12 protein-coding genes are annotated in these 12,720 nt (G+C 61.4%); 11 read left to right on the top strand and 1 reads right to left on the bottom strand.

The features are described 5' to 3' along the window. Positions 1 to 26 precede the first annotated feature (26 nt). The 8 genes from LMG28727_RS29695 (at position 27) to LMG28727_RS29660 (ending at position 10,239) form a co-directional block, all read left to right on the top strand. Positions 27 to 1,046: an ABC transporter substrate-binding protein gene (locus LMG28727_RS29695; RefSeq protein WP_201645905.1), complete on the top strand. Its 1,020-nt coding sequence runs from the start codon at positions 27 to 29 to the stop codon at positions 1,044 to 1,046. 311 nt (positions 1,047 to 1,357) lie between these two features. After that, positions 1,358 to 2,932, top strand: coding sequence for a sugar ABC transporter ATP-binding protein (locus LMG28727_RS29690; protein WP_236592479.1), 1,575 nt, complete (start codon positions 1,358 to 1,360; stop codon positions 2,930 to 2,932). Between the two features lie 115 nt (positions 2,933 to 3,047). Continuing rightward, the gene (locus tag LMG28727_RS29685; protein WP_407945884.1) at positions 3,048 to 3,959 is read left to right on the top strand and encodes an ABC transporter permease; all 912 of its coding nucleotides are present in this window, start codon (positions 3,048 to 3,050) and stop codon (positions 3,957 to 3,959) included. 30 nt (positions 3,960 to 3,989) lie between these two features. Continuing rightward, positions 3,990 to 4,949 carry an ABC transporter permease gene (locus LMG28727_RS29680; RefSeq protein ID WP_201645902.1) on the top strand — a complete coding sequence of 320 codons (960 nt, stop codon included), beginning with the start codon at positions 3,990 to 3,992 and terminating at the stop codon, positions 4,947 to 4,949. Between the two features lie 777 nt (positions 4,950 to 5,726). Continuing rightward, a complete protein-coding gene (locus tag LMG28727_RS29675; RefSeq protein ID WP_201645901.1) occupies positions 5,727 to 6,497 on the top strand; it encodes a ferredoxin--NADP reductase in 771 nt (256 codons plus the stop codon). Positions 6,498 to 6,934: 437 nt separating this feature from the next. Next, positions 6,935 to 7,798: a sensor histidine kinase gene (locus LMG28727_RS29670; RefSeq protein WP_201645900.1), complete on the top strand. Its 864-nt coding sequence runs from the start codon at positions 6,935 to 6,937 to the stop codon at positions 7,796 to 7,798. Between the two features lie 10 nt (positions 7,799 to 7,808). Further along, positions 7,809 to 8,465: a response regulator transcription factor RqpR gene (rqpR, locus tag LMG28727_RS29665; protein ID WP_201645899.1), complete on the top strand. Its 657-nt coding sequence runs from the start codon at positions 7,809 to 7,811 to the stop codon at positions 8,463 to 8,465. Between the two features lie 382 nt (positions 8,466 to 8,847). Further along, complete coding sequence (locus LMG28727_RS29660; RefSeq protein ID WP_201645898.1) at positions 8,848 to 10,239, top strand: amino acid permease; 1,392 nt, start codon at positions 8,848 to 8,850, stop codon at positions 10,237 to 10,239. On the opposite strand, the gene LMG28727_RS29655 is transcribed toward LMG28727_RS29660, so the two are convergent. Next, a complete protein-coding gene (locus LMG28727_RS29655; protein WP_201645897.1) occupies positions 10,197 to 10,472 on the bottom strand; it encodes a hypothetical protein in 276 nt (91 codons plus the stop codon). The genes LMG28727_RS29660 and LMG28727_RS29655 overlap by 43 nt on opposite strands. 234 nt (positions 10,473 to 10,706) lie before the next feature. Here LMG28727_RS29655 and LMG28727_RS29650 point away from each other — a divergent pair, with 234 nt between their 5' ends. From LMG28727_RS29650 to LMG28727_RS29640, 3 genes are all read left to right on the top strand, one after another. Further along, positions 10,707 to 11,159, top strand: a complete 453-nt coding sequence (locus LMG28727_RS29650; protein WP_201645896.1) for a hypothetical protein — start codon at positions 10,707 to 10,709, stop codon at positions 11,157 to 11,159. 2 nt (positions 11,160 to 11,161) lie between these two features. Next, a complete protein-coding gene (locus tag LMG28727_RS29645; protein ID WP_201645895.1) occupies positions 11,162 to 11,893 on the top strand; it encodes a hypothetical protein in 732 nt (243 codons plus the stop codon). Between the two features lie 209 nt (positions 11,894 to 12,102). Beyond that, a complete protein-coding gene (locus LMG28727_RS29640) occupies positions 12,103 to 12,477 on the top strand; it encodes a hypothetical protein (RefSeq protein WP_201645894.1) in 375 nt (124 codons plus the stop codon). Positions 12,478 to 12,720: the final 243 nt, after the last annotated feature.

The following is a 12,720-nucleotide window of genomic DNA, read 5'->3' as shown; positions in this document are numbered from 1 at the left end:
TACCTCACCAGGTACTGGAGGAAGACATGGCGTCGCTCAATACGCAGTCGCGCAAACTCGCGCGCAAGCATCAGATTCGTCCGCTGGCAGGTTCACTGCTGGCCCTGGCAATCGGTCTCGGCGTCGCCACCGCGCACGCTGACGACGCATTGCCCAAGCTGCCGGCCAAGACCCCGCTGAAAGTCGGCTTCGCACAGACCGAAAGCAACAATCCGTGGCGTCTCGCGGAAACCAAGTCGTTCAAGGACGTCGCCGCGAAATGCGGCTGGCAGGTCGTGATGACCGACGCCAACGGCTCCAACTCCAAGCAGGTCTCGGACATTCAAAGCATGATCGCGCAGCACGTCGATCTGCTGGTGTTCCCGCCGCGCGAAGAAAAGCCGCTCGCACCGATCGTGCTGCAAGCGAAAAAGGCCGGCATTCCGGTGATTCTCGTCGACCGTGACGTCGATCAATCGGTGGCGAAGGCAGGCCGCGACTACATCACGTTCATCGGCTCGGACTTTATCGATCAAGGCCATCGCGCCGCTGACTGGCTCGTGAAAGCGACCGGCGGCAAGGCGAAGATCATCGAACTCGAAGGCACGACCGGCGCGTCGGCGGCAAACGATCGCAAGAAGGGCTTCGACGAAGTCATCGCGAAGAACCCGGGCATGACGATCATCGCGTCGCAAAGCGGCGACTTCGCACGCGACACCGGCCGCAAGGTGATGGAAACGCTGCTCCAGGCGCATCCGGACGTGACCGCGGTCTACGCGCATAACGACGAAATGGCGCTCGGCGCGATTGCCGCGATCAAGGCTGCGGGCAAGCAGCCGGGCAAGGACATCCAGGTCGTGACGATCGACGGCACCAAGGGCGGCATGGACGCCATCGCTGCCGGCGAACTCGGCGCAAGCGTGCAGTCGAGCCCGTTCTTCGGCCCGCTCGCCTGCGACGTCGCACAGCGTTACGCGAAGGGCGAAAAGATCCCGACGTGGGTCAAGGTGTCCGACAAGTTCTACGACAAGGACAACGTCCAGCAGAACATGCAGTACGGCTACTGATCGACTAGCCACGATCAGCTGTAGAGAAGCGTTGCAGCAGGAAAGTCACCCGCTTTGACAACCGTCTCCTCGGGAAGCGGGTGACGGGAAGGGTTCGAAGCGACGTGCCCGTGATTGCACGGACCGTCGCTTCGCTTTTATGCGGCGTAACATGATCCGACAACGATCTGAGACGCCCCTGCATCGAGTCCGGACATGCACGGCACTTTGCCCGTGCGGCACACGCAGCACCCGCATCAGGAGGACACCCCGTGACGGAATCCGGCACGCAGACGCCACACTCCCCCCTTACCCGTTCGCCGCTGCTTGAGATGCAGGACATCGGCATCAGCTTTGGCGGCGTACCCGCATTGCGGGGCGCAAATCTGAGCGTCGCCGCAGGCGAAGTCCACGCGCTGATCGGCCAGAACGGCGCGGGCAAATCGACCATGATCAAGATCCTGACCGGCGCCTATCGGCGAGGGTCGGGCAGCGTGCGCTTCGAAGGCCGCGAAGTCGATTTCCGCACGCCGAAGCAGGCGCGTGAAGCGGGCATCAGCACGATCTATCAGGAGATCAACCTGGTGCCGTTCCGCTCGGTCGCGGAAAACATTTTTCTGGGCCGCGAGCCGCGTCGTTACGGTTTGATCGATTGGCGCGCGGTGCAGCAACGCGCCGCCGCGCTGCTCGAATCGTTCGGCTTGCAGATCGATGTGAAAAAACCGGTTGGCCGCTATTCGACCGCGATCCAGCAGATGGTGGCGCTGGCACGCGCGGTGTCGTCGGACGCGAAGATGGTAATCATGGACGAGTCCACGTCGTCGCTCGATGAACGCGAAGTGGAACTGCTGTTCACCGTCGTGCGCAAGCTGCGCGACGACGGCCGCGCGGTGATCTTCGTGTCGCACCGGCTCGACGAGCTGTATGCGCTGTGTGATCGCGTCACCGTGATGCGCGATGGTCAGACCGTCGCGCAAAGCACGATGGCCGAGATGGACAAGCTGCAACTCGTCACGACGATGCTTGGCCGTACGTTGGCCGCCGTCGTGCAGGAAGACACCGCCTCGCGCGAAGCCAATCTGGCGCGGCGCGGCAAGCAGGCGATTGCCGCGACTCAACTGAGCGCACATCCGAAGGTGAACGACGTGTCGCTCGCGGTGCACGCGGGCGAAGCGGTGGGCCTCGCAGGTCTGCTCGGCTCGGGCCGTACCGAAACCATGCGGCTGATGTTCGGCGCCGATCCGCTGGAGCAAGGTTCGTTGTCGATTGGCGGCGAAGCGGTCACGCTGAAGTCGCCGCAAGATGCGATCGCACGCGGCCTCGCGTATCTGACCGAAGACCGCAAGGGCGAAGGTATCGTCCCCGAGCTCTCGGTGCGCGACAACCTCACGCTGGTCTGCCTGCGCACGCTGGCGAAAAACGGCGTGGTCGATGTGAAAAAGCAGCAGGTGATTGTCGACCGCTTCATCGCCTCGCTCGGCATCAAACTGCGTTCCGCCGATCAACCGATTCGCGAACTCTCGGGCGGCAATCAGCAGAAGGTTCTGCTGGCGCGCTGGCTCGCCGCTGAGCCGTCGCTGCTGCTGCTCGACGAGCCGACGCGTGGCATCGACGTCGGCGCGAAAGCGGATGTCGCGAAAATCGTCCGCGAATTGCGCGACGCGGGCCTCGCGGTGCTGCTGTCCGCATCCGAACTGGAAGAGCTGACCGCCGTGGCCGACCGCGCGGTGGTGATCCGCGACGGCCGCACGGTCGCCGAACTGAATGGCGCCGAGATGAGCGAGACCGCGATCATGGACGCGATCGCCTACGGCAGCGAAGGTCATTCGCAACTGGCCGACGCCGCGCAAACGGCGAACGCCGCCCATATCGAAGACGCGTTGGAGGGCGACCGTCATGGCGCTTAAGCTGCATACCGAAACACTGCAACCCGAAGTGCGCCAGCTCGACACCGGCTCCACGCCCGCTGCCGCGACCCGCACCAAAGCATCGTCCACCGTGCAGAAGTGGCGGCATCTGGCGATGCAGCGCGAAGTCATCGTGCTGCTCGCGATGGTGCTGTTCAACCTGATCTTCACGCCGCACTTCTGGTCGCTGCAAACCTTCAACGTGAACATGACGCAGGTGGTGACGATCGTGATCGTCGGCATCGGCATGACGCTGGTGGTGGCGACGGGCGGGATCGATCTGTCGGTGGGTGCGTCGATGGCGATTTCCGGTGCGCTCGCGCCGATGCTGTTCCTGAACATCGCGGGGCCTGGCGGGATCGCGCTTGCATTCGTGCTGCCGGTGCTGGCTGCCGGGTTGTGCGGCGTGTTCAACGGCTTGCTGGTGACGAGGCTATCCGTTCAGCCGATTGTCGCGACGCTGGTGCTGTTCATCGCCGGACGCGGGATCGCGCAGGTTGTCACCGACGGCAGTCTGCAAGCGTTCAACACACCGGCATTCCAGTGGATCGCGCTCGGCAAGGTCGCCGGCGTGCCCTTCCAGGTTCTGCTGATGCTGGCGCTGGTCGCGATTTTCGTGTGGGTGGTTCGCAAGACGCTGTTCGGTCAATACCTGCTGATTACCGGCGGCAACGAAAAAGCCGCGTATCTGTGCGGCGTACCGACGGCCACCGTCAAGTTGATCGCGTACACGTTGTGCGCGGCTCTGGCAGGTCTCGCCGGCCTGATCTCGATCTCGGTGAACTCGTCATCCGATGCGAACGTGGTCGGCCTCGGCGTCGAACTCGACGCGATTGCAGCGGTGGCGGTTGGCGGTACGGCGTTGACGGGCGGCAAGGCGTATATCGGCGGCACGCTGATTGGCGCGCTGATCATCCAGTTGCTGCGTTACACGCTGCTTGCGCACGGTATCCCCGATGCGGCGGCACTCGTGGTGAAGGCCGGCATTATCGTCGCGGCGGTTTATGTGCAGCGGCGCTCGCGCTAACGCCTCAAGGACACTCCTGGACTCGATGCGATGAAAAAGAATCTTCCTATCCTGGTTGCGCTGGCCGCGCTCGTTATCTTCGGCCTCGTGCGCTATGACCATTTCGGCTCGGCGTACAACATCACGTCGTTCTGGCGCTACAACTCGATGTTCGCGCTGATTTCGATCGGCATGGCGTTCGTGATCATCACCGGGGGTATCGATCTGTCGGTGGGCACGGTCGCGGCGCTGGCGAGCGTCGTCGCCGCACTGGCGAGCACGTACGGCGGATTGGCCGCCGTCGTGGCGGGCTGCGTCGCGGGACTCGTGGTCGGCGTGCTCAACGGCCTGATCATTACGCGGCTCAAGATCCTGCCGTTTATCGTGACGCTCGCGACCAGTCTCGGCGCGCATGGTGTGGCGCTGCTGCTGGGCAAGAACGACGCGGTGTCGATTGCGTCGGACTCGAACTTCGGCAACTTCGGACAGGGCGATCTGTTCGGTCTGCCGATTCCGGGGATCGTCGCGGTCGTCGCGGCGGTGGCGGGCTGGCTTGCGCTGCGCAGTACGCGCTTTGGCCGGCATTCGCTGGCGATCGGCGGCAGCGAGGAAGCCGCGCGGCTGATGGGGCTGAATGTCGACCGTACGCTGGTGCTGGCTTATGCGGTCAGCGGGCTGCTGGCCGGCATGGCCGGCGTGATCCTCGCGGCGCAGTTCGGCGCGGGACAGCCGAACGAAGGCGTGGGCTGGGAGCTGTTCGCGATTTCGGCGGTGGTGCTGGGTGGCACGCTGCTGACTGGCGGAGAAGGCTCGGTGGCGATGACGATTGCGGGCGTGCTGCTGCTCGGGCTGGTGTTCAATCTGCTGAATTTCGAAAACGGGCTGGGTTTTATCAGCTTGTCGGCTTACTGGCAGTCGGTGATTCGCGGCGTGTTCCTGCTGCTGGTGATCGTGTTGCAGGCTCGCGTGTTGAAGCAGCGTGGGAAGAAACGGGTGGCTGCTGCGGCTTGATTGTTGGGCCAAGGCGGGGCGGGAATCGCGGTGAAGCGTGACGGGGCCGAGGTGGCGGGTTTGATACCGTTGCTTTGGCTTCAATAGTTGGCAGGCGGGGGAGGTCGCTGACGCTTGTCGCTTGTCGCCTTTCGATTCCGCCCCGTGGTGTCTCCCAGCGCCGTTCTCTCTTCGGCCGGGCCCTCAATCCTACGCCAAGCCTCCTCAAAGTAATCAAACTGCCTGGCAGCAAAAGCCTTTCTCTGCAAGACCTCGAAGCGGTCGGCACATAGCCCCCTCCTCCGCTGTGTACCAAAAAACTGCGTTCACGCGGGTGCAAAATACCGGCTTACCCAGCGTCTCCGCGCCCGGCCGCGACCCTTGACCATCCCCATTTGCCAGTTTTATTAGCAGGGTCAATGCTGCGGTGCACGCCGGGTTTCGGTATCATCCTGAAAATGTTGCTCGTGCGACGCGCCTATCCGGTGCTTGCCGGGCAGCGGATGGCAGCCGCCCAGCGCGGTTTTCGCCTATCGCCGTTCCACTGCTGAAGCGCGGCAGCACTCACGCCGGGGCACTTCGCGGCGCCCGACTGTATCGCTAGCCGGCGCCGTCGCTTCCAGGTCCGGCAACCCGCATCACACGCTCAACCGCCGCGCCGCAGGCCTCCAGCCAGCGGGCGCGGTAAAATAGCGGATTGCGCGTGACTCCCGACCACGGGTGAGCGCAGCATCGCCCTTGCCGTGCCGGCCGGCTCCAACGACTGGCCGCCTTTGTTTTCGCACTATCCAAGAAGCCATGAGCAACCTGAATTCACAAACCGTCCTGAGCGTCCATCACTGGACCGATACGCTTTTCAGCTTCACCTGCACGCGCGACCCGGGCTTCCGTTTCGAAAACGGCCAGTTCACGATGGTGGGCCTCGAAGTCGACGGCAAGCCGCTGATCCGCGCCTACAGCCTCGCCAGTGCGAACTACGAAGAACATCTCGAATTCCTGAGCATCAAGGTGCAGGACGGCCCGCTCACGTCGCGTTTGCAGCATCTGAAGGTCGGCGACCAGGTCCTGATCGGCAAGAAGCCGGTCGGCACGCTGATGGCCGACAACCTGCTGCCGGGCAAGACGCTGTGGCTGCTGTCCACCGGCACGGGCCTCGCGCCGTTCATGTCGATCATCAAAGATCCGGACATTTACGACCGCTACGAGCGCGTGGTGCTCACGCACACCTGCCGTTTCGTCGACGAACTGGCGTACAAGGAGTACATCACCGACCACCTGCCGGCGCACGAGCATCTGGGCGAACTGGTTCAGGAAAAGCTGCTGTACTACCCAACGGTCACGCGTGAAGCGTTCCAGAACCGCGGCCGCATCACCGAGCTGATCGAGACTGAAAAACTGTTCGCCGACCTCGGCGTGCCGGGCTTCTCGCTCGAAGACGACCGCGTGATGCTCTGCGGCAGCCCGCACATGCTGCGCGACACCCGCAAGCTGCTCGACGACCTCGGTTTCGAGGAAGGCAGCAACAATTCGCCGGGTCACTATGTCGTCGAAAAAGCCTTCGTTGGCTAAGCATGGTTGCAAGTGCGCGACACCGTGTCGCGGAAGCAGAAAAAAGGAGCCTTCGGGCTCCTTTTTTTATTTGGCCAGTTACAAATTACGCAGCTGCAATTTAACATTTAGTGTCGGCTTTCTTCCTACAAATGATGCCTATTAAATCATCAAGGATTGCATGAAAAGCAAGCTCTAACCCTTGCTGAGACTGCTTTTTTTCTTTTTTTGAGATATCATCGCGCCGCACAATCAGACGATTTGACAAACCTTCGGCGAACCGTCTAGCTTGTTACTGAATGTAACTTTCGTTACCTCTTACCATAGCGTTTTGTCCGTCAGATTTTCGATCCGGCGGTTCTATCTGGAGGCCAGAGATTCGCATGCGTTCTTTCGTCTTCGCGCCGCCGGTGCGTCCCCGCCTCGCTATCCACATCGCTTCCTGACAGGGAAACCTTATGGATACGCTGACTGTCGTGCCGTTCAACCCCCAGCCTCCTTCGTCACCGACGTGTGACGGCTCCGACGCGAGCGTGATTGCGCCGTCGCTGGCCGTTGAGCGTGAGCTTGCACGATTGCGCGCCCGGGTCAGCGAATTGTCGGCAGAACTGGTTCAGGCTCGGGAAGCCGCATGCCGCCACGTGGCGCGCGAACTGCACGACGGCGTGGGCGCCGAACTGACCGCGGTGCGCTTTGCGCTCGCCGGTGTCGAAACGTGGCTGCCCGCCAGCGCGCCACCGCAATGCGCCAATGCACTCGCAGTCGCCAACCGTTCGCTCGACGCCGCGTGCGACGCAAGCCGCCAGACCGTGGCCGAACTCCATGCGCCGTCGCTCGAATCGGGCATTGTGAGCGCGCTCGCGCACTGGACCGACGACTTTGCGAGCCGCACGCATCTGCGCACGAGTTTCGTGTGCGCCGCCGACCTGCGCCTCACGCGCCTGCCCGCCGATGCCGCGCTAGCTGTGTTCCGCGTCGCGCAGGAAGCGCTGAACAATATTGCGAAACATGCGCGCGCCGAATCGGCTGACGTGCGAATCGAGACCAGCCGCCAGCACCTCACACTGCTTATCAGCGACGACGGCATCGGGCTCGCCCGCCATGCCGGCAATCGTCGCGGGCATTTCGGCCTGAGCGGGATGCAGGCGCGCTGCGCGGCGTTCAATGGCACGTTGCGCGTCAGTACGAAGCGCACCAGTACGCGCCGCGCCGCAAGCGGCGACACCCACGCGCCACGCGGAACGCTCGTGCGGGCGCGCTTTATGTGGGACGCGATGTTGGCACCAGCGCCGCGCACCGAACGGCACGCACTGCAATCGTGAGCGCCCTGTCATGAGCCTGCGCATTCTGATCGCCGAAGACCACGCCGTGGTTCGCCAGGGCGTGCGCCAATTGCTGCTCGACCGTGGCGTGGCGCGTGAAGTGATTGAAGCGCAAAGCGGCATCGAAGCGCTCGAGGCGGTCGAGCAGCATGCGTTCGACGTCGTGCTGCTCGATATCGGGTTACCCGACATGAACGGCGTCGAAGTGCTGAAACGCCTGAAGCGCAAGGCGCCGCGCGTGGCCGTCCTGATGTTCTCGATGTACCGCGAAGACCAGTACGCCGTGCGCGCGTTGAAAGCAGGCGCTTCCGGCTATCTGTCGAAAACGGTCGATGCCGCGCAGATGATCTGCGCGATCCAGCAGGTCGCGGCCGGCCGCAAATACGTCAGCCCGGCGATGGCCGAAGCACTGGCCGACTACGTCTCTTTCGACGGCGAACAGTTGCCGCACGAAAAGCTCTCCGATCGCGAATACCAGACCCTGTGCATGCTGGCATCCGGCAAGCGGTTGACCGATATTGCCGCGACGCTGTCGCTGTCGGTGAAGACGGTCAGCGTGTATCGCACGCGGCTGCTCGAGAAAATGAAGCTGCGCAATAACGCCGAATTGACCTTCTATGTGATGAGCAACCGTCTCGTCGACCTGAATCCGGCGATGGCGGGTTGAGCGCTCCGAGCGGCGTTGTCGTTGTCGTTGCGTTGTCGTTGCGTTGCCGTTGCGTTGCCGTTGCGTTGCCGTTGCGTTGCCGTTGCGTTGCCGTGGCCGCTGCGTTGCTCTACGCCTGCTGAATAACCCGCCGTGAACCCGGCGGGTTTGCAACGGAGAGATTCCCTCCCCATTTATCACGCATCGCGCTAAAGCTTTGCTGCCGTTCTGCGTTCGGCGGACGAACGACGCGCTCGAAGCCCTTCCGGCTGGGAGTTTCCGCCCACTCCTGATCACCCCGAAAGCACGTCTCAAAATAGTGCAGCGCGCTGCATCCGTTAAAATCGTGGGTTTCCCTGACATTCGGCTCGCAACACGCGTGCACCACTGGAGACCCACGCCAATGTCCCTGTTTCGCAAAAAGAGCGTCGAGCAGATGATCGCGTCAAGCGCTCAGACTGCCGGCCTCAAGAAAGCGCTCGGCGCGCTCGATCTGACCTTCCTCGGGGTCGGCGCCATCATCGGCACCGGCATTTTCGTGCTGACCGGCACGGGCGCCGTCCAGGCCGGCCCGGCGCTGATGGTGTCGTTCATCATCGCGGCGATCGCATGCGGTTTCGCCGCGCTCTCGTACGCCGAATTTGCGTCGACAATTCCGGTCGCCGGGTCCATCTATACGTATTCGTATGCCACGCTCGGCGAATTGGCCGCGTGGATCATCGGCTGGGATTTGATGCTCGAGTATGGGCTGGCAACCTCGGCGGTCTCGGTCGGCTGGTCGGGCTATCTGCAGTCGCTGCTGTCGGGCTTTGGCATTTCGCTGCCGGTTGCGTTGAGCGCGGCACCGGGCGCGGTGGCTGGGCAACATACGCTGTTCAACCTGCCCGCGTTCCTTGTGATGATGGTGATCACCGCGCTGTTGTCGGTCGGCATCCGCGAATCCGCGCGGATCAACAACATCATGGTCGCGATCAAGGTGACCGTCGTGCTGCTGGTGATCGGCGTGGGCGTTTTCCACGTGACACCGGCTAACTGGCATCCGTTCATGCCGCACGGCTGGAATGGCGTATTCGGCGCGGCGGCGGTGATGTTCTTTGCGTTTATCGGTTTCGACGCGGTGTCGTCGGCGTCGGAAGAGGTGAAGAATCCGAAGCGCGATCTGCCGATCGGAATTATCGCGTCGCTTGGCGTGTGCGCGGTGTTGTACGTGGCGGTGGCGGCGGTGGTGACGGGTATTGTGCCGTCGGAAAAGTTTGCGGGCATTTCGCATCCGGTTTCTTATGCGCTGCAACTGGCGGGGCAAACCTGGGTGGCAGGCTTTATCGACCTCGGCGCCGTGCTGGGCATGCTGACCGTCATTCTCGTGATGGCTTATGGGCAAACGCGGGTGATCTTCGCAATGTCGCGTGACGGCCTGTTGCCGGCGCGGCTGTCGCGTTTGCATCCGAAGTTTGCGACGCCGTTTTTCACGACCTGGCTGGTGGGGATTTTCTTCGGCTTGATTGGCGCGCTCGTGCCGTTGAATGTGCTGGCTGAGTTGATCAATATCGGGACGCTGGCGGCGTTCTCGATGGTGTCGATTGCGGTACTGGTGTTGCGAAAGACGCATCCGGATTTGCCGCGCGCGTTTCGATGCCCTGGCGTGCCGGTCGTGCCGGTGCTGGCTGTTGCCTCGTGCCTGTTTCTTATGCTTAACCTTCAGGGGGTCACCTGGGCTGCATTTGGGATCTGGCTGGTGATCGGCATGGTGATTTATTTCGGGTATTCGCGGCGCAATTCCAGGCTCGCCGAGTAACAGATTCGCCTTCGTGCGGGCGTGGTCGGTACGAAGGCGTGGTGTTCGCTGCTGATCTGCGTCGCGACTTCTTCCGTCGGTCGCAGCAGCAGGTCCGAGTTGTGGAACCCGAAGCGTTTTTTAGCAGTACCGTTTTGCTTCATTACCGGCAAAACATGCCCGCGATAGGCGGACTGGTTTTCTGGCGCGTACCTGTCATGGCCACGCGCCACCTCTACGCGATCGACTCGCAACAAAACCCTCCAAGAGACGATTACCCACCTCGCGCTGTGTGACGAGGTGGCGTGACGCGTCGCGCGGCGCTTTGCGCCGTACCGGTGTAAATCCCCATCATCGATTCAAACGTTGTCGTTCAGCGGTGCGATTTAGGAGTTGTCCGATGCTCCGTCGCCCACGCCCCACGTTACCGTCATTGCGTGATCCGAACCTTTTTAATCACGCATTCATATGGGAGCGCAGCTCGAACAATGACTAGTCGACGACTCTTTCTTCAGGCCGGAACGCTTTCGTCGTTCAGCGCCATCTCATCGGTCGCGCGGGCGGCGCCAGCCATGCCGCCACCGAAAATCAGCATGGACCAAAGAGGCTATGCCCTCACCAACGGTGTCACCGCGAGAAAGCGCAAAGACGGCACCTGGGTTTTCTGGGTCCGCGTTGTGAATCTGGATCAACCTGGCGTAGCTGTTTCGGCAAATCTTCAGATTGCAACCGATAGAGACTTTCAGCAATTAGTCGACGTTTTGCCAGTAACACTCACTGCCCCAAAGTCATTTATCGCGCAGATTCCCTACATGCCGCGAGTGGGCAATACGCAACTTTATTACCGGTATGTCATCGGTCAAAGCGCGTCAGCAGCGCCTGCCGTCAGCGCCGTGGTGGGCAGCATTGCTCCTTGGGATAACGAATCGAGAGTCCAATAACAATGGCGCATTCAGAATTTGCAATTCAGATAATGGAAGCGGGTTCAAATAATATGAACGCTTTCCAGACGCTCATGGGGGCGGTCAATAGCGGTACGGACTCTATATCAATCGTCCAGAATGGTGTTGGCGTTGTCGCGGTTATCAGTCAGCTGGCACCGATGCTGCAACCGGTACGAGTCGTCGCGAATGGGTTGGTTGCGACAACGGCAATGGCAAAGGTTGTCGCCGACTGGGCCGATCCGGCGAAACGGGTCCAGCCCGGTGACGTGCTAACGCTGGTTTCAGCCACAGGCGTAGTAACTGTTCCGATGCAGGTGTGGGCGGAAATGGGGCCCGGGGTTGGACGCACGATAGCAGGGCTTGCGCTGACCGCTGACGTGCAGACAGCGGCTGAACCGTACCTGCCGTCGCTGAAAATCTGGCTCGGCAACACCATCACAACCTATCTACCTATCGAAGATCCCATATCCACCGCCAGTTCTTCGCTCTATTGGGCAACTCTGCCGCCGAATTCCGGGCGCTCATTGGCCACGTACAACGAAATCTTTTCGCAGAACGGCTTGTTCGTCTGCCTGGGCGATCAGGGCGCTGGAGGCCAGTTTGTTTTCCCGCTTAATACGCCGGTTCCCGGTAGCCTGACACCGGTCCATGAAGCCGTTTATAAGGAAAACTTTTGCGCGTCTGAAAATTCAATCGCCGCCAGAGATTACTGCATAAGTCAGTTCAGATAAAAAAGCAGCGAATGCCAATAAGGATCAAATTTGCGCTTTCAGCGTGGTTCATTGCATCGGTATGCGAAGCAGGGATAGTTTTTGCTCTGATGCACTCGCAATTGCTATCCGTATTTCATTCGGTAGCATTGCTACCACTCCTCTGTGTTAATCCTCTGGTTCTTTTGTACTGTCTGATGCGGCGCAGATGGGCCTATGGAGCACTGGTTGTGCTTGCGCCGTTGAGTCTGCTTTGGTGGCCCCTCGGCAAGGGTCCGCTTTCCCAACTCGGCGGATATTCATTGCTCGGAGTCGCAGGAATTATCGCGCTGCGCTTCGGCGCACGAGCGCTAACTCGCGATAAAACATCAGAAGCGTGGATCACGTCAGATACATGCGGCGCGACATTCTGGCTTGCTCGCAAACCGACCATTGTGCTGGGTCTGCGGGAAAAGCTGATGCAGCTCATCGCAGCAGTTTTGCTTGGACCTGCGCTCGTTGGATACGTCCGCGGATGGAACCGGCTGCCGGTCCTTCTGTGTATTGGCGGGTCGATCTTGCTCGTCGCGCTGTCGCTTGTATCCGCGCGTAAGCGCGATTCCTAGATAACCGTTGCGGCGTCCCCTTGGGTTAAACGCGAACATCGAGGGGGCGTCCGTCTGCCAGATTCCTGAAGTCACGCGACTAAAGCCGGCAATGCGTGCCACGCCCGGGGCGTAGCCGGGCCCCAGTCCTTGCCTTGCCTTGCCTTGCCTTGCCTTGCCTTGCCTTGCCTTGCCTTGCCTTGCCTTGCCTTGCCTTGCCTTGCCTTGCCTTGCCTTGCCTTGCCTTGCCTTGCCTTGCCTTGC

It is taken from the genome of Paraburkholderia metrosideri (assembly GCF_904848625.1).
GTDB lineage: Bacteria > Pseudomonadota > Gammaproteobacteria > Burkholderiales > Burkholderiaceae > Paraburkholderia > Paraburkholderia metrosideri.
The sequence above is the reverse complement of the archived record's forward strand: the minus strand, read 5'-3'. Positions and strand labels throughout refer to the sequence as shown.